Origin of the sequence: Sphingobacterium sp. WM, assembly GCF_029542465.1 — a bacterium.
GTDB classification, from domain to species: Bacteria; Bacteroidota; Bacteroidia; order Sphingobacteriales; family Sphingobacteriaceae; genus Sphingobacterium; species Sphingobacterium cellulitidis.
Map to the genome: position 1 here is coordinate 3,260,426 of NZ_CP120709.1, position 22,564 is coordinate 3,282,989.

General features: G+C 39.2%; 18 protein-coding genes and 1 rRNA gene. 7 read left to right on the forward strand and 12 right to left on the reverse strand.

The features are described from left to right. Nucleotides 1–3: 3 nt before the first annotated feature. From PZ892_RS13900 to PZ892_RS13925, 6 genes are all read right to left on the reverse strand, one after another. A 16S ribosomal RNA gene (locus tag PZ892_RS13900) occupies nucleotides 4–1,533 on the reverse strand. A gap of 960 nt (nucleotides 1,534–2,493) precedes the next feature. Continuing rightward, nucleotides 2,494–2,880 (reverse strand): GtrA family protein, encoded by a 387-nt coding sequence (locus PZ892_RS13905; protein WP_094257740.1) that lies wholly within the window; start codon nucleotides 2,878–2,880, stop codon nucleotides 2,494–2,496. A gap of 3 nt (nucleotides 2,881–2,883) precedes the next feature. Further along, entirely contained in the window at nucleotides 2,884–3,582 is a 699-nt protein-coding gene (locus tag PZ892_RS13910) for a CDP-alcohol phosphatidyltransferase family protein (protein ID WP_094257741.1), read from the reverse strand. A 13-nt stretch (nucleotides 3,583–3,595) separates the two neighbouring features. Continuing rightward, nucleotides 3,596–4,594 (reverse strand): NAD(P)-dependent oxidoreductase, encoded by a 999-nt coding sequence (locus PZ892_RS13915; RefSeq protein WP_094257742.1) that lies wholly within the window; start codon nucleotides 4,592–4,594, stop codon nucleotides 3,596–3,598. After that, nucleotides 4,591–5,712: a hypothetical protein gene (locus tag PZ892_RS13920; protein WP_094257743.1), complete on the reverse strand. Its 1,122-nt coding sequence runs from the start codon at nucleotides 5,710–5,712 to the stop codon at nucleotides 4,591–4,593. The genes PZ892_RS13915 and PZ892_RS13920 overlap by 4 nt, the downstream gene beginning before the upstream one ends. Before the next feature lie 12 nt (nucleotides 5,713–5,724). Continuing rightward, nucleotides 5,725–6,936 carry a pyridoxal phosphate-dependent aminotransferase family protein gene (locus tag PZ892_RS13925; RefSeq protein ID WP_094257744.1) on the reverse strand — a complete coding sequence of 404 codons (1,212 nt, stop codon included), beginning with the start codon at nucleotides 6,934–6,936 and terminating at the stop codon, nucleotides 5,725–5,727. A 298-nt stretch (nucleotides 6,937–7,234) separates the two neighbouring features. Here PZ892_RS13925 and smpB point away from each other — a divergent pair, with 298 nt between their 5' ends. Further along, complete coding sequence (smpB, locus tag PZ892_RS13930; protein WP_094257745.1) at nucleotides 7,235–7,690, forward strand: SsrA-binding protein SmpB; 456 nt, start codon at nucleotides 7,235–7,237, stop codon at nucleotides 7,688–7,690. Here the strand turns inward: smpB and PZ892_RS13935 are convergent. Further along, nucleotides 7,677–8,600, reverse strand: coding sequence for an AraC family transcriptional regulator (locus PZ892_RS13935; protein WP_094257746.1), 924 nt, complete (start codon nucleotides 8,598–8,600; stop codon nucleotides 7,677–7,679). The two genes, smpB and PZ892_RS13935, sit on opposite strands and share 14 nt — an antisense overlap. Before the next feature lie 176 nt (nucleotides 8,601–8,776). On the opposite strand from PZ892_RS13935, the gene PZ892_RS13940 reads away from it, so the two are divergent. From PZ892_RS13940 to PZ892_RS13950, 3 genes are all read left to right on the forward strand, one after another. Beyond that, nucleotides 8,777–10,279, forward strand: coding sequence for an aldehyde dehydrogenase family protein (locus PZ892_RS13940; RefSeq protein WP_094257747.1), 1,503 nt, complete (start codon nucleotides 8,777–8,779; stop codon nucleotides 10,277–10,279). 73 nt (nucleotides 10,280–10,352) lie between these two features. Next, nucleotides 10,353–10,727 carry a DUF779 domain-containing protein gene (locus PZ892_RS13945; RefSeq protein WP_094257944.1) on the forward strand — a complete coding sequence of 125 codons (375 nt, stop codon included), beginning with the start codon at nucleotides 10,353–10,355 and terminating at the stop codon, nucleotides 10,725–10,727. Between the two features lie 123 nt (nucleotides 10,728–10,850). Beyond that, nucleotides 10,851–11,927 carry an NADH:flavin oxidoreductase/NADH oxidase gene (locus PZ892_RS13950; RefSeq protein ID WP_094257748.1) on the forward strand — a complete coding sequence of 359 codons (1,077 nt, stop codon included), beginning with the start codon at nucleotides 10,851–10,853 and terminating at the stop codon, nucleotides 11,925–11,927. A gap of 4 nt (nucleotides 11,928–11,931) precedes the next feature. Here the strand turns inward: PZ892_RS13950 and PZ892_RS13955 are convergent, their stop codons facing one another. The 3 genes from PZ892_RS13955 to PZ892_RS13965 are packed head-to-tail and all read right to left on the reverse strand — an operon-like array spanning nucleotide 11,932 to nucleotide 14,865. After that, nucleotides 11,932–12,333, reverse strand: coding sequence for an acyl-CoA thioesterase (locus PZ892_RS13955; protein WP_094257749.1), 402 nt, complete (start codon nucleotides 12,331–12,333; stop codon nucleotides 11,932–11,934). Between the two features lie 22 nt (nucleotides 12,334–12,355). After that, complete coding sequence (locus tag PZ892_RS13960; RefSeq protein ID WP_094257750.1) at nucleotides 12,356–14,176, reverse strand: DNA mismatch repair protein MutS; 1,821 nt, start codon at nucleotides 14,174–14,176, stop codon at nucleotides 12,356–12,358. Nucleotides 14,177–14,208: 32 nt separating this feature from the next. After that, nucleotides 14,209–14,865 (reverse strand): protein-L-isoaspartate(D-aspartate) O-methyltransferase, encoded by a 657-nt coding sequence (locus tag PZ892_RS13965; protein ID WP_094257751.1) that lies wholly within the window; start codon nucleotides 14,863–14,865, stop codon nucleotides 14,209–14,211. A 177-nt stretch (nucleotides 14,866–15,042) separates the two neighbouring features. On the opposite strand from PZ892_RS13965, the gene PZ892_RS13970 reads away from it, so the two are divergent. Together PZ892_RS13970 and PZ892_RS13975 are read left to right on the forward strand one after the other, a co-directional pair. Then, nucleotides 15,043–15,900: a DUF4886 domain-containing protein gene (locus tag PZ892_RS13970; protein ID WP_277711443.1), complete on the forward strand. Its 858-nt coding sequence runs from the start codon at nucleotides 15,043–15,045 to the stop codon at nucleotides 15,898–15,900. A gap of 102 nt (nucleotides 15,901–16,002) precedes the next feature. Continuing rightward, nucleotides 16,003–16,653, forward strand: a complete 651-nt coding sequence (locus PZ892_RS13975) for a DUF6266 family protein (protein WP_277711444.1) — start codon at nucleotides 16,003–16,005, stop codon at nucleotides 16,651–16,653. 4 nt (nucleotides 16,654–16,657) lie between these two features. On the opposite strand, the gene priA is transcribed toward PZ892_RS13975, so the two are convergent. Together priA and PZ892_RS13985 are read right to left on the reverse strand one after the other, a co-directional pair. Continuing rightward, on the reverse strand, nucleotides 16,658–19,138 hold the full coding sequence (priA, locus tag PZ892_RS13980) for a primosomal protein N' (protein WP_094257754.1): 2,481 nt from the start codon (nucleotides 19,136–19,138) through the stop codon (nucleotides 16,658–16,660). A 181-nt stretch (nucleotides 19,139–19,319) separates the two neighbouring features. Further along, complete coding sequence (locus tag PZ892_RS13985) at nucleotides 19,320–19,709, reverse strand: DUF423 domain-containing protein (RefSeq protein WP_094257945.1); 390 nt, start codon at nucleotides 19,707–19,709, stop codon at nucleotides 19,320–19,322. A 132-nt stretch (nucleotides 19,710–19,841) separates the two neighbouring features. Here PZ892_RS13985 and PZ892_RS13990 point away from each other — a divergent pair, with 132 nt between their 5' ends. After that, complete coding sequence (locus PZ892_RS13990; RefSeq protein ID WP_094257755.1) at nucleotides 19,842–22,490, forward strand: PQQ-binding-like beta-propeller repeat protein; 2,649 nt, start codon at nucleotides 19,842–19,844, stop codon at nucleotides 22,488–22,490. The last annotated feature ends 74 nt before the right edge of the window (nucleotides 22,491–22,564 follow it).

Genomic DNA, 22,564 nt, shown 5'->3' on the forward strand with positions numbered 1-22,564 from the left:
TAGAAAGGAGGTATTCCAGCCGCACCTTCCGGTACGGCTACCTTGTTACGACTTAGCCCCAATTACCGGTTTTACCCTAACACGCTCCTTGCGGTTACATGCTTTAGGTACCCCCAGCTTTCATGGCTTGACGGGCGGTGTGTACAAGGCCCGGGAACGTATTCACCGCGTCATTGCTGATACGCGATTACTAGCGAATCCAACTTCACGGGGTCGAGTTGCAGACCCCGATCCGAACTGTGAATGGCTTTTCGAGATTGGCATCACATTGCTGTGTAGCTGCCCGCTGTACCATCCATTGTAGCACGTGTGTAGCCCCGGACGTAAGGGCCATGATGACTTGACGTCGTCCCCGCCTTCCTCTCTGCTTGCGCAGGCAGTCTGTTTAGAGTCCCCACCTTGACGTGCTGGCAACTAAACATAGGGGTTGCGCTCGTTGCGGGACTTAACCCAACACCTCACGGCACGAGCTGACGACAGCCATGCAGCACCTAGTTTCCTGTCCCGAAGGACGGATGCGTCTCTGCATCCTTCAGTAACTTTCAAGCCCGGGTAAGGTTCCTCGCGTATCATCGAATTAAACCACATGCTCCTCCGCTTGTGCGGGCCCCCGTCAATTCCTTTGAGTTTCACCCTTGCGGGCGTACTCCCCAGGTGGATGACTTAACGCTTTCGCTTGGACGCTTACGGTATATCGCAAACATCGAGTCATCATCGTTTAGGGCGTGGACTACCAGGGTATCTAATCCTGTTCGATCCCCACGCTTTCGTGCATCAGCGTCAATAACGGCTTAGACAGCTGCCTTCGCAATCGGTGTTCTGAGACATATCTATGCATTTCACCGCTACTTGTCTCATTCCGCCGTCTTCAACCGCATTCAAGCACTTCAGTATCAAGGGCACTGCGACAGTTGAGCTGCCGTCTTTCACCCCTGACTTAAAGTGCCGCCTACGCACCCTTTAAACCCAATAAATCCGGATAACGCTCGGATCCTCCGTATTACCGCGGCTGCTGGCACGGAGTTAGCCGATCCTTATTCTTTAGGTACATTCAGCCCACTACACGTAGTGGGGTTTATTCCCTAACAAAAGCAGTTTACAACCCATAGGGCAGTCATCCTGCACGCGGCATGGCTGGTTCAGGGTTGCCCCCATTGACCAATATTCCTTACTGCTGCCTCCCGTAGGAGTCTGGTCCGTGTCTCAGTACCAGTGTGGGGGATTCTCCTCTCAGAGCCCCTAGACATCGTCGCCTTGGTGGGCCGTTACCCCACCAACTAGCTAATGTCACGCGAGCCCATCCATATCCTATGAATATTTGACAAATCGACCATGCGGTCAATTTGTGTCATGCGGTGTTAATCCGAATTTCTTCGGGCTATCCCCCTGATATGGGTAGGTTGCTCACGCGTTACGCACCCGTGCGCCACTCTCACCAACCGGTAGCAAGCTACCAGCTGGATCCCGTCCGACTTGCATGTATTAGGCCTGCCGCTAGCGTTCATCCTGAGCCAGGATCAAACTCTCCATTGTAAAATGAAGTGTAAGATCAAGACTATTTATAATAAATAGAATTGTCTTGTTTTAATGTTTTCCTCCCGCTCCGGGATATCTGAATTGATTTCTTAAAATCTTTGTTCAGCTATCGTACTCTCGTACGAGTCGCTGCGCTACATGATCATTTAAAGAACTTTATCGCCTGGGCATCTCGCTTCGGCTTTTTTATGTTGTGGATCCCTCATCGCTGAAGGCTACAATCTGTCATTTTCTTGTCGCTCCGAGCATCGCGCTCCTTGCTGTTTCCCTCGGTTGGGACTGCAAAGGTAGAAACCTTTTTTGATTCCGCAAAATTTATTTTAAAATAATTTTGAGGCGCTTTTTCAAAAGATACGGAGCATCCGGGTTTGACCCCTTTTTCGCCGTGTTCCATTCCCTGTTGTCAGTGGCCTTTCAGCCGTCCCTCCCTTGCGGAGTGGTGCAAAGATAGGGACAAAACATCCATACTTCCAAGACATCCCAGCAACATTTTTTGGCAGCAAAGCGTAACTCGCTAGCACATTGCACGATAAATTTTCAGGAAGGTGGCATTTTATTTGACCAGGAGGTATTCCGGGGGCATGAACGGTAGAAAAGGGAGGTCGGGAGCTCTTATAGGTTTGGGATACATTTGGGCCGATTATTAGCGTAGTTTCATTTGCATTTGATTTCCATTGTTATTTATTTACCCCGGCATTATCGGAAATACTTCGGGAGCAGGCCCTACAAAGTTCGATATTCCGGCGCTTCACTAGCGCAGATCCCCCGCAGGTCCGCCGGACCTCGGCCGAATTTTTTCGAACAAGGTCAGGAAAAGATCCGAAGAAGGTCCGACCAACGTGCGGTAGAGGTCCTGATTTGTCCAAAAAATGGACAGAATTATTGCCGTATGTCTTATCCCATTAAAAAAGCCATCTTGAAATATTCAAGATGGCTTATATGTTTTTGTTTTGTGAGTTATTTTCTGAATACCCAGAAACGTTGCAGGGTATAATTGAATCCTAAGGAAACTATGATTTCAACGATAGCCTTGGAAATAAGAAAATGTACATGCCAGATATCAACAAGAAGATGTATGCCTAATGACTTTAGGGTAATACTTCCAATAACTACCAAAATAAATTTCCATAATTGGCTACCTAAGGAAGTTTCGGTATTATCGAAAGACCAATAGCGGTTGATCGTAAAGTTAACTATGGCACCCAAGCTTCCGCTGATAACATTGGAGAAAGGCGCTGTAAATTTTAAGACGGTATAACAAAAGGTATAAATCCCAAAATCAGAAAGTCCGCCAATAAATGCGGACAACTGAGCTTTAAGAAATACCTTTAACCGTTCAGACATGCTTTATGAATTAACTTCCGTTTCTTTCAGTTTATTTGCTTTTTCCTCAAGGTCTTTCGCATCCCCCATGTCCAGTAATTTCTTGGTATCTCCAATATTGATGAAGAACAAGATAATACAGATCAATAAAACCGAATAGTTAATCGATCCTGGAATAATGACTTCCAGAACAAGCACCAAACTAATGATTACGCGAATCTCAGTGGGTCCTAATAGACCTGCATCGATGGTATATTTATCGGTAATACGATATCTCAATTGGGAAATGATCATTGCCCATCCGTATAGGGACACCAAGGTAAAGCCTAGGTATTTAAAATCTCCTGTTGCATATAGTACATATCCCAGACCAATCATGACGGTGGAAACCCAGTCCATCACAATATCCAGGGCAAAGCCATACCATTTCCGGGATTTATTCCGATAGAATGCAATTCTACCATCCAATGAATCACCGAACCATTGCACAAAGAAGCCTACGATTCCCAATAAAAGGAAATAGATATTGACATATTCAGCCAAGAGGAAACTACCAAGGATCATAAAAGACCCAAATAGACCGATGGCTGTCAAGCCATCAGAAGAAATCCAGTTAGGGATTTTCGGAACCAGATAGGAAATCAACCTTTGTTCCGGATTACTTAAAATATTTGTACGCTTTCTATCTTGAAAAAGCTTTTTATTAATTTTTTGTTCACTCATTTCAATTGAAAAATTAGAGCCACTTATTTTCTTTATACCAAATCAAACTTTCCTTTAGCCCTTTTTCCAACTTGTATTGGGGGTTAAAATCTAAGTTTTGAACTGCATGCGTAATATCACAACCCCAATTTTCTGCGGTTAGCTCTCTAAGTCTTTCAGGGTAGATGACGGGAGTTTTTGCGGAATTGCGATAAAGTCTTTGTGAGAGTTCGGCAACACTTTTCACAAGACGAAGAGGCACATGCATTCTAAATAACTTTTTATGGAGGACTTCTTTAAAAATTTCAGCCATAGCATATCGTGAATACACTTCACCATCGCTGATATTATAGATTTGCAGTCCATCTTGTTTTATGATACATCCTTTCAATAGCACATCGACTAGGTCTTTGACATATATAAAACTCAATTTTTGCGGATTTTTCCCGATATAGGGATCCAATCCTTTATTCATTGTATCGAAGAGGATAAAGATATCTTTTTCGCGGGGACCATATACGGCAGTTGGCCGGAATATGGAAATTGGCGAATCAGCATATTTATCCTGAATCATTAATTCTGAAGCTTCCTTACTCCTACCATACACCGTCAGCGGGTTATAAGGAGTTTCTTCGGTGATCAGCTGATTGCTCGTATAGGGAATAGGACCGACAGCAGCCAAGCTACTGACATAGGTTATTCTTTCCAGGGGCATGATGTCAGCTGTTGCGGCATCCAGAATTGCATCTGTATAACCGACATTGACATCCCGCATCAGCTTTTCATCCTTGGCTTTGGTCATTGCCGCAGCATGGATGATATACTGATATTGTTCTTTCTCAAAAAGGGATTTTAGTTCCTCAGCGTTCCCGAGGTTGGGATAGACAAACTTACTGATGAAGGGCTTAATATCTTGAATCTGACTCGATTTCCGGACCGCAGCATGCACTTCCAACCCAAGATTATGGGCAGCCTCAACAAGGTGAGAGCCGACAAATCCACTCGCACCAGTTATGAAAATCTTTTTTTTCATACCGCTTTTTCAAAAAGACGATACCGCTTATAGAAATCGGCATTGATTTGTTCGATAGCGTGATTCATCAAATAGTTGTGATCTAACATCCATGAGCATTCTGCTTCGACAATACCTGAAGGAATTGCATTTTTGATAATCCGACCATATAAGCAAGCTTCAATTCCTAATTTTCTATAATTATCCAGAACACCAAGCATCAGAACCCGAATGGTTTTGATTTTTTTCTTTCCGAATAGGAGTTTGAAAATTCCGGTTGGCAGAAGTCTACCACGCTTAATTTTGATTTGGATTTCATTAATATTTGGAATACCTAGGGCAAAACCAACGAGTTCGTTATCCTTTTCAGCAACTAAGCAGTATCTAGGATCGACAATCATCTTCAAGTCCTTGGCAGTATGCATGAATTCATCATCCGTCATTGGAACAAAGCCGAGGTTTTTATCCCAAGCTTTATTATAGACTTTCTTAATCTTTTCCGCTTCATTGGCAAAATCCTTCATATTGATTTCCCGAAGACGGATTCCAGAACGTTCCAGTCTAGCTTCCAATTTATCCAACAACAATACGGAGCGTTTGTTGGAGTTTTCTTTGTTCACCAAGTAAGCCCTAAGGTCTACTTTTTTAGCAAAACCAGCATTAACGATTAAATCTTGATAATACGGGTAGTTATAAGGCATCATTGCCATTGGGGGTCTATCAAAGCCTTCCACCAATAAGCCAACGCTATCATTGGTGGATAAGTTGATTGGACCAACAATATTGTTTGCACCCTTATTTTTCACCCATGCTTCAGCTTCCTGAAACAATTTATTAGCCACCTCTTGGTCATTAATACAGTCAAAGAAGCCAAATTGACCTTCATTGACATTATTGAACTTATTGTGGTTTGTATTATAAATTGCGGCGATTCTTCCGACAATCTTCTCATCTTGATAAGCCAAGAATAATTGCACGGTTGAATGTTTATAGAACGGGTGTTTAGCGGGATTCAACATATCATCCTGAGCAACAAAAAGTTCTGGAACATAATTTGGGTCTCCTTCATAAAGGTCATGAGGAAAATCAATAAATTTTGCTCTTAGTTTTTTGCTATCAACAGGAACTATAGTAATCACTTTGATCTAATTTTATTCACTAATAAAACTTTCGACTTCCAAAGTTTTGAAAACCTTAGTCATTTTTTCCACAGCTTCATCTATTTGATCGAAGGTATGCGTAGCCATCAGGGAGAAACGGATTAATGATTCTTCAGCAGGCACGGCTGGAGCAACGACAGGGTTTACAAATACTCCATCATCTTGAAGCATTTTAGTTACGATATACGTTTTTTCGTTGTTTCTTACGAATACAGGAAGAATTGGGCTTTCGGTAGCACCTAGGTCAAATCCATTATCCAACAACAATTTTTTGGCATAATTAGTATTAGCCCACAATTTCTCGATATGCTCAGGTTCTGTTTGGATGATTTCCAATGCTTTCAAAGTAGAAGCAACAGAAGCAGGGGTCATACTTGCACTAAACATCAAAGATCTAGCACGGTGTTTCAAGAATTCGATGGTATCTCTATCAGCAGCCACGAAGCCACCTAGGGAAGCCAATGATTTACTGAAAGTACCCATGATTAGGTCGACTTGGTCAGTTAGTCCGAAGTGGCTAGCTGTACCAGCACCTTTATCACCGATTACTCCCAAGCTATGGGCATCATCACACAATATTGCAGCGTCAAATTCGTTAGCTACTTGAACGAGTTCAGGTAATTTCACGATATCCCCTTCCATACTGAAGATACCATCAGTAGCGATTAATTTAAAGCTTTCCTCAGGAAGGCGAGAAATTTTATCACGAAGGTCATCAATATTATTATGTGCGTATTTGATCACTTTAGAGAATGAAAGGCGGGATCCATCGATAATCGATGCGTGGTCACGCTCATCCAATAAGATATAGTCATGGCGACCTGTCAAACAAGAAAGAGGTCCTAGGTTAGATTGAAAACCAGTGCTGAACAAGATTGCAGATTCTTTACCTACGTAATCCGCTAATTTTTCCTCTAATTCAACGTGTATATCAAGGGTTCCGTTTAAGAAACGAGAACCGGCACATCCTGTACCATATTTTTCAAGAGCATCTTGTGAAGCTTTGATAATACGAGGATCAGTGGTTAATCCTAAATAAGAATTTGAACCAAACATTAAAACTCTGCGACCGTCAATTTTTACTTCGGTATCCTGTTTAGATTGGATAGGTCTAAAATAAGCATATAAGTTTTTTGACTTTATATCTCCTAACTCGCCATTTAAAAACCGCGCAGTTCTTTCGTTTAATTTTCCCTTGCTCATTCGTCAGGTATCTATTTTCTCAATAATATTTACTTTTTGAACTTTTAACAAAAATCGTCAAAAATCCCACAAAGGTACTAAACTAGTTTTATTAACATAAAATAAATCATGTTTATATTACCTTTCTTTACAAAAAATCGACGCAAACATACAAAACTTAAACCTCAAATCATGTTTCATTTGACATATAAATATCATAAAATTAAATTAATATTAAGAGAATGTTTACAGTATATTACTTGGAAATTTTGCAAAAATTCATAAATTCTTACATTTGTGCTCAATATAATTAATAAAAATGGCAATTTCATCAACGGTAAATATTAAAAACAAGCGTGCATCCTTTGAGTATCACCTACTTGACACGTATGTTGCGGGTTTAGCATTACTAGGTACCGAGATCAAATCCATACGCGAAGGGAAGGCAAATATCAACGATAGTTTCTGTGCTTTTTTTGAAGATGGGCTTTATATCCGCAATATGCATATTGCTGAATACTCCTTTGGTTCCTTTTATAATCATGAATCCAAACGTGACAGGAAGTTATTATTGACAAAAAAGGAATTAAAAAAATTGCGTGAGAAGGGGGAAGAAAAGGGATTTACGATAGTTCCACTTCGAATTTTTATTAATGAAAGAGGTTTTGCAAAAGTAGAGATAGCCTTGGCACAAGGTAAGAAGGACTTTGACAAACGTGAAACCATCAAGGAACGAGAAAGCAAACGGGAATTGGATCGTGCTATGAAACGATAATTCCGGGCTTTCGTTGATAATTGGTTGGGGTCATATGTTCTCTAGCCTTGAAGAGACGGCTGAAATAATTGACATCTGAGAATCCACAAGCGTAACAAACTTCTTTAATCGACATTTGTGCACTCAGCATTTCCTTGGCCTTCCGTAGTCTTTCCAGTATCACCAATTCCATTGGGGTTATTCCAAACTCTTCTTTAAAAAGCCTGAATAAACTGGCTTTACTCATATTCGCTTTTCGACTCAGATCATCAACCGACAATTTTTCACTTAGGTTTTCCCGGATGTATTTTCGGAGGCTGGAGATGGCATCATTTCCTTGAGGGGAAGGTTCAATAAATTCATCAAATTGTTGTTGTTGAATTATCCGAACCAACAGCTCTTTGAACAACATATCAGCAAGAACATCCTTCAAAGGGTTATCACTTATCATATTGCTAAACAGCTTATTGGTCAAGCTCGCAAGTTCATCGGTATTCACCAGATGAAATCTATTCCAAGAAAAATTCCACGACAATTTATTATCCATTTTAGGATAAGTAGCATTGAGAAAATCGATGGTTTCTTCGATTTTTTCGGCCGATATCAACAGGGCCGTGCATTGGGTTGGGTCTTGAATCTGCGCTTCTGGGAAATCTATTTTCATAGGTCTATGCGCTGGTAAAACCAGGGTTTCACCCGGCAGATAATCAAAAGCTGGAATGTTATCTAGGTGCATAACTTTTTTCCCTTTTAACATATTAATGATTACCATATCATTAAATTTTAAGGGCACCAACTGGCTAGGTTGGTAAGTTTCATAGACATTTAGTTCAAAATTATTTAATGTGAACGCTCTTCTATTTTCAACCAAGGTACTCAATTCCCGCTCCGACGAATAAGGAAGCTCATGGACTAAATTATTCTTTCCCATACGATAAAAATTTATAATTGGTTGTTAACCAAAAATAAAAAAAAGTAAATAAAATCAAAACATTAGGTCTTTGAAATTATTATGCTATCAAAAGATAGAATAATGCTATATAAAAAATTTGCCTCTTGGTAAATTTGAGAAAGAGTCCAAATATAAACTAAGAAAAACATAATACTATGAGCGAATTAAAAAGACCGGCGTTCAAAGATCGCTATGATAATTACATCAATGGAACTTTTGTTCCACCTACCCAAGGCAAGTATTTTGACAATATTTCACCGATCGATGGCAAGCCATTTACACAAGTGGCCCATTCGACCAAAGAAGATATAGATAAGGCTGTAGAAGCAGCAAGCAAAGCATTCGAAACATGGAGCAAGACCTCATCGACCGAACGAAGTAATATCTTATTCAAAATTGCGGACCGTATCGAACAACATTTGGAGCAGGTTGCAATTGTGGAAACGATAGATAATGGTAAAGCCGTTAGAGAAACACTCAATGCAGATATTCCATTGGCTATAGACCATTTCAGATATTTTGGAGGGGTAATTCGTGCGGAGGAAGGTTCATTATCTGAATTGGACAGCAATACGGTTTCCTTGATTGTCAATGAACCAATAGGAGTAGTTGCACAAATAATTCCTTGGAATTTCCCAATTTTAATGGCCGTTTGGAAATTGGCACCAGCATTGGCTGCAGGCTGTACTGTTGTATTGAAACCAGCAGAAAGCACACCAACTTCCATGATGGTTTTAATGGAAATCATTGGAGATTTACTTCCTCCGGGAGTAATCAATGTAGTTAATGGATTTGGATCAGAGTTAGGTCGTCATTTAGTGACCCATCCAAAGGTTGCCAAAGCTGCCTTTACAGGTTCTACCGCGACTGGCCGTATGGTTATGCAATATGCAACGGAGAATATTATTCCAGTAACATTAGAACTGGGTGGTAAATCACCGAACATTTTCTTCGAATCCGTTATGGCAGAAGACGATTCATTTTTGGACAAAGCCATTGAAGGTGCAGTCTTATTTGCATTGAATCAAGGTGAAATTTGTACCTGTCCATCTCGATTATTAATTCAAGAATCTATTTACGACAAGTTTATTGAAAGAGTTGTCGAAAGAGTAAACCAAATCAAAGTCGGTAATCCATTGGATCCAACTGTGATGATGGGGGCCCAAGCGTCCAAGATCCAGAAGGACAAAATCATGTCTTATATCAAATTGGGTAAGGAAGAAGGTGCCGAAGTATTAACTGGTGGCGATGAGAATAATTTAGGTGGAGATATTGACAATGGTTATTATATCAAGCCTACCCTATTCAAAGGAAACAACAAGATGCGTATTTTCCAGGAAGAGATTTTTGGACCAGTCTTAGCCGTAACGACTTTCAAAGATGTGGATGAGGCTATTGCCATTGCAAATGATACGATTTACGGATTAGGAGCTGGAGTTTGGACACGGGATGCCCATGAGTTATACATGGTGCCTAGAGCCATTCAAGCAGGCCGAGTTTGGGTAAATCAGTACCATAGTTATCCTGCGGGAGCTCCATTCGGTGGTTATAAACAATCGGGTATCGGTCGTGAGAACCACAAAATGATGTTAGCCTATTACCGCCAAGCGAAAAACATGCTTATCTCATACAGCAAAGAAAAGCTTGGTTTTTTCTAATAGATTAGTTAATAGTTAAATGTGTGATAAGGGGTTATGTTCTATAACCCCTTTCTTATCAAAAGCTAAAGATATGATCTCAAGAATTGATGTTACGGACAATGCCAAAGCGGTGATCCAAGAGTTAGTGGAAAAACATGGTCCTTTAATGTTTTACCAGGCTGGTGGATGTTGTGAAGGAACACAGCCACAATGTTTTGAAAAGGGCGGGTTTTATCCGCGGATGAATGATGCGATGATTGGATTGGTTGAAGGGTTTGAATTTTGGGTAGATCGGGATTTATTTGAGTACTGGAAATTCTCTCATTTCACATTAGATGTTTTAGAAGGATTTGGTCCGGGTGGATTTTCATTAGAGACACCGATGGGGAAAACCTTTAAGATTCATTATCGCTTATTTACGAAAGAAGAGTTGAAGGATTTACCGGAGGTAATCCGTAACGCTTAAATCCGATTCCTTTCAAATTAATTACCCAGGAATGGCAATTCTTATTGTCATTATGGCCCTATTTTGTGAAATCCTCAGTAAATTTAGTCCAAACGAGTAATTAGGATTAATAAAAAAAAGTTCATGGCCAACCCTTCATTATATTCCCCATTAGTACTTAAAAACTTCAGTTTAAAAAATAGGATCGTCGTTTCGCCGATGTGTCAGTACAGTGCCGAGCAAGGATTTGCAACAGATTGGCATTTGGTTCATTTAGGTCAGTTTGCCATTGGTGCTGCTGGAGCAGTTATTCAAGAGGCAACCTCGGTAAGTCCCGAAGGTCGGATCACCTATGGTGATTTAGGAATCTGGGAAGATGGGCAAATCGAAAAATACAGACAGATTACTGAATTCATAAAAAGTCAAGGCAGTATTGCAGGGATTCAATTGGCACATGCAGGACGCAAAGCAAGTACAGAAAAGCCCTGGTTGGGTCGCAAGCAGTTCTCTCCAACGGAAGAACATGGCTGGCAAACTGTAGGCCCTGCTACCCTACCCTATCATGAAGACGAATTTCCAGCAAAAGCATTATCAATTTCGGAAATAGAAACCCTTGTTTTAAAATTTAAGGATGCAGCCCAAAGAGCTGTTCAAGCAGGCTATCAAATAATCGAGATTCATGCAGCGCATGGATATTTAATCCATCAATTTTTATCGCCATTAGTCAACACTCGAATTGATGAATATGGAGGAGATTTTGAAAATAGAATTCGGCTTTTACTAGAAATAACAGCGTCTATTCAAGAGGTTTTGACTTCCGAGCAATCCTTATGGGTTCGGCTTTCGGCGACGGATTGGGCTGAAGGTGGCTGGGATCTGGAAGAGTGCATTGAACTAGTAAAGATTCTAAAAGATAAAGGAGTTGAAGTAGTGGATATTTCCTCAGGGGGTGCGGTACATCATCAACAGATACCGGTAGAGGCAGGATATCAAGTTCCATTTGCTGATGCAATTCGGGAACAATGTCATATTATTACGGGAGCAGTTGGGCTCATAACCAGTGCCAAACAGGCACAGGACATCCTGGATCGAGCTGCGGCAGACTTTATTATTCTTGGGCGGGAGTTTTTACGACATCCGCATTTGGTCTACGATTGGGCACAAGACCTGGGAGTAGACATCGACTGGGCAGCTCAATATGCAAGGGCAAAAATAGAATAAGGAATTATTCTACATCCAAACCTTCCAATACAGGAATTGGTTTCTTATCGTCACCTAAGGCAACAAAAGTAAATCGGCCTTGGATGGCAAGTTCGCGACCATCGGCATACATGCTTTCCAGGTAAATTTCTACGTGGACTTTTAAGCTAGTCCTTCCTACACTTTCTACTCTAGCAATCGCTTCCACAATACTTCCTGAAGGGATAGCTTTATGGAAATCAATTTTATCGGTAGAAACGGTCACCAAAGATTTTCTACAAAAACGGGTTGCGCACATAAAGGAAACCTCATCCATAATCGCCATGGCTTTACCGCCAAAAAGGGTGTCATGGTGATTGGTAAGGGAAGGAAACACTGTCATGGTAATTCGTGTTTCACTTTGATCGATACGTTCTAGAACAGTCATTTTTAATATTGAAGCCGCAAAGTTAATTAACTTTTTCGCTTTCTACGACTATTCCAATACCTTTCAACAGCATGGAAGCATTAAAAATAGTACAAGCACCATTTTTTAATTTGTAATCAAACAACATTTCAGACCCTTGCACCTGTATATCGAAATGATAATTTTTCAAATAACCGGGATAGTCATTGATTAGTTCTGAGAGTTGCAAATCATGGGTTGCCAACATACCGCGACCTCGGAGATCAATCAATTTTTTTATGATCGCTTTAGACCCTAGGTACTTATCTACCGAATTTGTTCCGCGTAGCATTTCATCAATCAAGAAAAAACTAGAGGGGATATCCTTCACTCTATCCAAGATAAACTTCATACGGTCCAATTCGGCTTTAAAAGTGGATGTACTTTCATTCAGGGAATCTTTGATACGCATATAGGTGACCAATTGATAAATTGGCAATTCAAATCTTTTAGCACAGACTACAGCTCCGGTATAAGCCAGTACGGCATTAATCCCGATTGTTCTCAAAAAAGTACTTTTACCGGCCATATTTGAACCCGTAATTAGCGCAATTTTATGGTCATTGGCATTGTAATCATTTCCGACCGATTTATTCTCTGGGATTAAAGGGTGATTCACCTCATCTGCGAGGAGAGAATCCTTTTCGAAATCGTTCAAAATTTTAGGCTGTTGCCAATCAGCATGGTTATAAGCCAATAAAGACAAGGATACTAGACTTTCATATTTAGCAACGGCATCAAATCCAGAAAGAATAGAATCTTCATATTGGTCTTTCCATTTACTGATGGACATAATTTGTTTGAAATCCCAAAGGAATAACATATTTAAGATTGCACCAACCAGCATATTATTGCGTACATCCAGTTTGTCAATCAATTTTCCTAGTTCATGGATTATTCCTGAAAGTTTTTTCTGCTGAGTTTCAATCTGGATTTTACTTTGCAGTTCAAGGTTTAGCTTTGCCTGATACTTTTTATCTTCCATCAATTTGATGGCATCCGCGAAACCAATCAATGAAACGCCTATTTTATCCACTTTATTGGAGAATTGACTGACTTTACCTGCCATAGCAATCGTCCATAATAAATGGATTAAAGCTAAGCCAAACAAATATCCCCCGATATTAAACACGAAAATGGAGAATAAGATTCCAGCTAGAAATATCCAAGGTACCAATGGGACATAGGATCTATAGAATGCATTGCCAAACTGGAAGGATTTATCATGGAAATAACTATAAATGTAGGATCTCAGGTTTATTTTTGAACCCAGGTTAAACAACATTTTGGTTTGGAATGCTTGCAAATGTTCAGGATCTGACTTCAATTCTTCCACTGCTTCTTGTCGCTGCGTAATTTCATCTTTTGAGGAAGGGGATTTCATCCAGGATTGCAGGACCGCTACACCGTCTTTGGTTGCGCAACGATTTACCAGTTCAAATAAGGAGTTTGGACCAAAAATATCGAGGTCAGAGGTATAAGGATGCTTAGGATCTTCAAATTCCTGACCATCATCATACATGTTCTTTTTTCGGTTATTGATATTAAGTTCATTCTCATTGATACTGAGAAATACCTTAGCTTCTTGCAGTTTACGATCTACCTTAGCTTGTCTGAACACAAGAAAGGCGAACAGAAAAATCAACAGGATCATTGCCAGAAGGACAAAGAAAATATTATTGAAGGAGAATAATTGCCAAATACCTATGGCACCAGCAATCATCAATCCTAATCGTAAAAAAGCATTTTTATTGATTTGTTTTTCTAAAGACTTTATTTCCCCTTGGGTTTTCCCGACATTATTTTGGTAAAATTCTGCACTCATGGGTGCTAAGGTAGGGATAAAATCTGCAAAAATTACCAGGCTTGATCACCAACCAGTGGGACAAATCTAAAAGTATCGAGTTCGATTCTTTCGAAGTCATTTTCACCAACGCGGAGGATAGTGACCATTTTTTGGAATTTCTCATCCCCTACCGGAATAACCAGGAGTCCTCCTAGTCGGAGTTGCTTCAGCATTTTTTCAGGGACAAATGGAGCTCCAGCAGTTACGATAATCTTATCATACGGGGCTTTTTCAGGAATACCTTTTGAGCCATCCCCTAAGAAGAAATTAGGTTTATAGCCCATATAGGGCAGAACCTGAATCGTTCTGTTATATAGGTTTTCTTGTCTTTCAATGGTATAGACATCCGCACCAAGTTCAAGGAGAATACAGGTTTGGTATCCCGAACCTGTTCCGATTTCGAGCACCTTATCTCCTTTTTTGATATGGAGCAATTGACTTTGGTAAGCGACCGTATAAGGTTGAGATATAGTTTGTCCATCCCCGATTGGGAAAGCGATATCACGATAAGCTTGATTCCAGAAAGTTTCGTCGAAAAAGAAATGGCGCGGAACTTTTGCAATAGCCTGCAACACCTTCTTATCCTCAATTCCCCGCTTCTCAAGATGCTTCACTAATTGCTTTCTTGCTCCTTGTTCCCTGTAATTATCTATAAACTTATACGCCATAAGTCTCAAAATTAGCCTTAATTTACCATATTATTAAGCTTAAAATGCAAAACATTCAAGGTCAGAACTGTTCTGAATTTTAGGAAAGAAAATATCTCTCCGCTTTATTTTTTGTACTTTTATATTGACGAGGGTATTATCCGAATAAACTCGATTTTACAAATAAAAATGGGCACTATGAAGAAGCTATCTATTTATCTATTTATTATTTTTTTACAGGTTCAGGTTGTATTTGGTCAAGAGACCTCGCCAAATGATGACGACATTATTAAAGTATTAGCAATAGGAAATAGTTTTTCTGAGGATGCTTTAGAGAACTATCTGCATGAGTTGGCGGCAGCTGCTGGTAAAAAGATAGTAATTGGCAATTTATACATTGGTGGAGCGCCATTGGATTTACATTTAAAAAATGCGCATAATAATCTGAAGGCATATAGTTATCGGAAAATTGACTTGGAGGGGAATAAAAACACGACGGAACAGACGAGTATTGAAGAAGCTTTGGCCGATGATAATTGGGATTATATCAGCTTACAGCAGGCGAGTCCACTCTCTGGGAAGTATAATGTGGTGATGCAAACTTTGGGGGATTTATGGACTTATGTTTTTGCACATGTTCATCCAGATACCAAATTGGTATATCATCAAACATGGGCATATCAACAAGATTCGAAGCATGATGGTTTTGCGAACTATGACCGGAATCAGAAAAACATGTATGACAGCATCATGAGTGTAACCTCAAGGTTGGAAAAGACAGGAGACTATGCATTTATTGTACCCGATGGAACCACGATCCAAAATGCCAGAACAAGTAGTATTGGAGATAACTTCACCAGAGATGGTTATCATTTAAATTTGGATTATGGTCGTTTTGCTGCCGCATTGACTTGGTATGCTAAATTATTCAATTTAGACCCTACAAAATCCAACTATAAACCAGAGAAAGTAACCGAAGAACAGGCAAAAATAGTAAAGGAAGCTGCAAAAAAAGCGGTCAGAAAGCCATTTAAAGTTTCGAAAATCAGGAAATAGACAAATTTAATTAACATTAATTTCAACGAAATTTAATTTCTTAAATCAAATTATCAATAGCCATTCTCAGTATCTTTAAGAAGAATCAAATAGATATGAGATATGGCTATTATGAATAATGGGAGTATATTTTCTTTTAAGGGTAAGATTGGAAATCTAGTATTTTGTAATTGGAAGGGCCAGACCTATGTACGGTCTGCACCAGAATCCAGGAAAAGGACCAAATCAACCCTTCAATTGGGGAATAATTCTAAGTTCAAGCAATTACAGGAATTATTATCTAAAATTCTTCCATATATCCGATTAGGGTTCAAGAATTACCATCCTGAATGGTCGAGTCACAATTCGGCAATGTCATATAATTTAAAAAATGCCTTTGATGAGCATAGCAAAAATAACAATATAAATTGGTCTTCCCTATCAATCAGTAGAGGATTAATCAATCCTATCACTACATTTAACATAGAAATGAATTTGGAATCCACTTCATTAAAAGTTTTGTGGACTTATGATGAAGAAATAGTAAAAGCATTTGATATGGAGAATTACCGTTGCATGCTTTTGCTACAACCTGAAAACACGGAAATAAATAAGGTTTTTGGACTTGTCAATGGGAATTTAATCAGTGAAGAGTCCCAAGAGATATATTTCGATAAATTAACTCCTCAAGATATTTATCATGTTTATTTAGCTTTTCTTTCGAATGATGGCAGTTATCAATGCACAGATAGTAAATATCTAGGGAAAATATGATAAACTAGTAAGGATCTACATCAATTTGTACTCGCACACCTTTATTTTTCTTATCCAATTCAAAATGAAGTAAAGCTTGTTTGATAAGTTCCTTCACTTTAGCAATAGAGATATTTTTTCTTTCAATTTTCAAGGTAATGGTTTGAATAAAGTTATTTCTAACCCGAGCAACCAATGGTGGTTCAGGTCCCAAAACCCTTTCAGCTAATTGTTGTCTCAACAGACTAGCCAATCTTTTGGCAGCATCATGCACTAAGTCCTGATCGGTATGTTTAACATCCAGTTTTATGAGCCTATAGAATGGAGGGTATAAGTAATTTTTACGTTCGGTAATTTCAGCGGTAAACATAGCCATAAAGTCATGGTTTGTTACCTGTTCCAATATTCGATGATTGGCGGTATTAGTTTGGATAATTACTTTTCCTTCGGTCTGTCTTCTTCCGGCACGGCCAGAAACCTGAGAGAATAAAGAAAATGCTCTTTCATAGGCTCTAAAGTCAGGGAAATTGATCATACCATCAGCATTGATAATACCAATCAAGGTTACATTTCCAAAATCCAGTCCTTTGGTAATCATTTGGGTTCCGATTAAGACATCAAATTCCTGGTTATCAAAAGCTGATATTACGCGATCAAATCCATATTTGCCTTTGGTAGAATCTAGGTCCAATCTACCGATTCGGAGTTCTGGTAATTGAATTTCCAGTTCCTCTTCCACCCTTTCCGTACCAAAACCTTTGCTTTGCATATTTGGCAATCCACAAGCAGGGCAAGTTTCCACGAGCTGTTCAGAAAAGCCACAATAATGGCAATGCATAAGATTGCTGGTTTTGTGGTAGGTTAGACTCACATCACAATTGACACATTTAGCAACATAACCACAGGTACCACATTGAAGGAATGGGGTATGCCCTCTCCTATTTTGAAACAGAATCACCTGTTCTTTTTTCTCTACCGTTTCTTTAATAGCTGTCAAAAGCTTAGCACTAAAATAGGAGAACATTTCTTCTTTTCGAGCTGCTTCAGCGAGGTCAACAATTTCTATGCATGGCAATTTTGCTTCACCATAGCGTTCCAACAATTCGATTAACCCATATTTTCCAGCCTTAGCATTATAATAACTCTCCACCGAAGGGGTTGCAGATCCCAGAAGGACTTTAGCCTGATGCTGATGCGCCAAATAAATTGCGGTATCACGAGCATGATAGCGAGGGGCAGGATCGTATTGTTTGTAGGAGGTTTCATGTTCCTCATCGACAATGATCAATCCCAAATTATGAAAAGGTAGAAATACAGAAGATCTAGCACCGATAACCACTTTATATTCACCTTTATTGACTTTATGCCATACCTCGGCACGTTCATTATCATTAAATTTGGAGTGGTAAACACCGAGTTCATTTCCGAAATGCAATTTCAGGCGCTCAGTAATCTGCGCGGTTAAAGCAATTTCTGGTAATAGATAGAGTGCCGATCTACCTTTATTCAGTGTTTCCTCAATTAATCGAATATATAACTGGGTTTTTCCGGAGGCTGTGACTCCATGTAATAAAGCCACATCCTTCTCTTGAAAGGAGGATTTGATTTCATCAAAAGCTTTTTGCTGTGCAGGGCTAAAGTTAAAATCAGGGTTCAGCAGGACATCGGTTCCCTCAAATCGGCTAACGACTTTTTCCTCTACTGTAAAGACTGCCTTCTCAATTAATGCCGTAATGGCATTGGAGCCAGCACCTGAAGCTTCCATCAAATCTTGTCTACTGATTTCGTTTTTGGTCTTTAACAACTGCAGGAATGCAATCACAGCATCTTGTTGTTTGGGAGCTCGGTTTAAGCTATCCAACAATTCTCTTCTGCCATCAGGATCGTTAAATTCAGAGGCTAAACGTAAGAATGCTTTGGTTTTGGCTTTATATTTCTGCTTAATTTCTTCAGAAATCAAAATATAACCATGTTCAAATAAGCTACGTAAAAGTGGGAATACTGTTTTCTGACCAAGGATTTTAATGACGTCGTTGACGGTAAGTTCCGTTGCGAGGTCAAGCGCTTCCATGATCATATAACCTTTATCAGAAAGTTGGGAACGATCGAGGTTAGGGTCGTCTGAGGCGACAATCTTAGTTTCGGATGCCATTTTTAATGCCGCTGGAAGAGCTGCCTGCATAACATCACCCACATAACACATATAATATTCAGCAATCCAGTCCCACATTTGCAACTGGGTTTCATTCACTATAGGATCATTATCAACAACATCAAGGATGTATTTAGCCTCATATTGCTGCGGAGCATCGGTAGAAATTGCCTTTATGATGGCAGAATAAATTTTATTCTTACCAAACTGTACAATTACCCTTAAGCCGACCTGAATCTTATCGTTTAATTCCTGAGGTACTCTATAGGTATAAGATTTAGCAATTGCCAATGGTAATACGACCTCTACAAAATAAGTTATGCGATTTGAAGATGATAAATCCAGTTGAGACATAAACAAAGGTAATAATAGTAGTTAGTATTTAGTATTTAGTATTTAGTAGTTAGTACTTAGTTGTTAGTATTTAGTATTTAGATCTATTTTCTCAGCTGGGAGGAAATAAAAAAGGCACTTAGGAGTGCCTTTTATGGTATTTTGTTTGTTTCTAAGTATTGGAAACTAAATGTATTTAATATTATGCTCTATTTTTCATTGCCGCAATAAATAAGGCGATCCATCCGACCATAAAACAAAGTCCACCGAGTGGAGTAATTGGTCCAATAATGGAAATATTTTCGATTCCAAGTAGGGTTCTAGTGCTTAACAGGTAAATAGATCCTGAGAAAAGGATGATACCTAGGGTAAACATGATGTAAGAAACTTTAATGGATTGACTTTTCGCTCTAGAGAAAGTGGACAGAAAAAGAAGGGCTAGGGTGTGATAAAAATGGTATTGATTAGCCGTTCCCCATGTTTCTAGTTGTTTATCAGAGATTTTACCTTCAAGTCCATGAGCACCGAATGCGCCAAGTATTACAGCTAACAAACCAAAAAAAGCAGCAGTTAGGATAATTTGTTTATTCATAAAGAAAGCTAAAATAATCGCATATGATTTTTCGTTTATAAATGTATAAAATAACTTCTTAAAAAGCACTTCTAATTTTGCAATTTTGTCTATATTGAATATTTAAACAAACAAAAGGAAGACTTTTCGTTCATGAGAAATACAATAATTGTTTCAATCCTTCTATTTATTGCGGTGGTGGTAGCGTCGGTATTTTACTTTGGGGATTTAAACAAGGAACAGCAAGAATACGTAGGACCAGTACAACATTTGCCTGAGGACACCTACCTCATTGCTTCATTTTTAAATGATGCCACGACAGACAATATCTTTAAGGATTTCGAGATTTTTGAAGCCATGTTAGGGAAACATGCCATGCATGAGCTCAAACAGTTGAAACAAAACCTACTTCGTAACAAAGAATTATCGCCATTAGTCGGCGGTGCAGAGATTTTAATGTCTTTTCACCCCGAAAAAAAAGGAATCAGCACTTTATTTAGTATTCATAGTTTAGACAAGGTTGACCAGGCCCAACTGGATCAAACCTTTCTAACATTAAGTAAAAAATACAAGGTTAGCACTCAGGATACTGCGGGGATCCGGATCTATGAATTCAAAAACCTAGAACCTGACAGCACATTCAAGGATGACAAGAAATTGGATTCTATTTTTTATGTGGCTTATCAGGAAAACACTTTTTTCTCCAGTTTCAATAAAGGTTTGCTGGTCAAGGTCAATGATAAAAAGGTAGAAAAACTAAAAGAAGACCAAGTCACCTTTTTCAATGAGCATAATAATCGAAATGCTCCCTTTACTGTTTATATTCCGCAGCAAAATATCCCAGCTTTGATATCTGTATTCAAGGATAATCGTCCTGGGGATTTCTTGAGGCAATTTGTGAATTTGAAGGGAGAAACGGTATGGAATATCAACTTTAAGCAGGATGCCTTGATGTTGACCGGAGAAAGCCAGCTTCGTGATAAGGAGCAAGAGTATATTTCATTATTTGCTAATCAAAGTAAGACCAGCCAGCGTTTATATAATTATTTTCCATCCAATACCATGATGTATGTGGAGTATTCTTTTAGTGATTCGAAGACTTGGTTTGAGGATTTGGCGATATGGCAGTCGAAACAGGATAATTTCAAGCAGTTACAGGGCCAAGCTACCGAAATCAACAATAACCGAGAAGGTCTATTGGCAGATTTCCAAGCAAGTTTAGCGGGGAATTTTGCGGTTGCAGAACAAAGTAACTCGGATTATTTGGGTTTTGTCACCATTCAGGACAGCTCTAAATTAGATGATATTATCAATAATATTGCTGAGAACATTAGTGATAGCACCTATAGATTCAGATATGCGAATATCCCATATCGTTATTTTGGCGATGGGATGAAGGCTTTCTCTCGGCCTTATTTTGTGCGGATCAATGATATGTTAGTAATGGCAAACCAGCTATCAACCGTACAAGAATATGTTCGTAAATGGAAGAACAAGGATTTTCTAATTGGAAGTCTAGGGTTTAAAAATTATGAACAAATTCAGGGGAATGAGGCGAATGTTACCTTCTTTATCAACACCAAGAACGGTGAGAATTTTATTAATAACACTTTAAAATCAGAATACAGTCGCAAGTTTAGGGATGATAAAGAGTATGGATTTAAAGACTTTTATTCTTGGTCTCTCCAACTATCGGGAAATGGCGGGAATTTCTTAAGTCGGTTTTATGCGATTTACAAGAGCAAGAATCGTTTGGGTGTCACTCCGGATTGGACCTATTCGATGGGTAGCCGATTAATCAACGGGCCATATGTATTTGAGCATTCAGACACTTCAGAATTTATTTTGGTTCAGGAACAAGATCATACGGTTCATGCGATTCACCCTTCAGGCAATAAACTGTGGTCAACCGTGTTTTCGGGAAGAATTGTTGGCAAAGTAAGTCAACTTGCAGATCGAAGTTTAGTATTGGTAACAGATCGGAGGAGGTTATATCGTTTTGACAGCAATGGGAAAACCTTGCAAGGATTTTCTACAAGTGTTAGTTCAGAGCCAAGTGAGGCTCCTACGGTTGCCGAATTTGGGGGACAGCAAGTAATGTTTATTCCTTCCAAAAACAAGATCATGGCTTATGATATGGATGGAGGACCAGTTCGCGGTTGGGATAATGCGAATATTGAAGGTGATATTTTAGGGAAAATCCAGGTTGTTGATCAACAAGTGGTTGTGGCTAGTAGTTTTGGAAGAGTTTACTTCTTTGATCAAGAAGGTAATAAAACCAAAGAAATTGACTTACCTGGAGATGTTACTTTTGAAGGGTCCTTAGGAGTTGTTCAGAAGGAAAATGGACAGGAATTTTATGCCACTGATAATGAAGGCAAATTATACCAAATAAAATCAGACGGTAGCAGTAAGGTTGTCTTAAATGGGGAGTGGAAAAAGGGCTATTCAGCTTATTTTGAAAACATTAATGGCACCACAGCGCCAGAATTGATAATTATTGATGGGTCCTATCTTCAGGTTTTTGAATTGGGAGAGACTCCAAGACAGGTTTTTGATTATACATTCACTCAAGATATTGATTCCGAGCCGGTATTTTATCCGGTTTCGAGCAGTATGTTTCAATTAGGGATTGCGGATCAGGAGAATCTGGTTTATTTATTCAATGAGAATGGAACTTTAGCAGATGGCTTTCCAGTTGAAGGTTTGCCGTTATTTTATTACGGTAAGATCAATTATAATTCAGGCAATTACTTATTGACGACTAAACGAGATTTCAAAATCTATGCATTCAAGCATTAACCGATTAATTTTCAATTGATTTGGGCGGATAAATTTTTCAATACAGAATTTATTTTAAGCTTTAAAATTTTTTA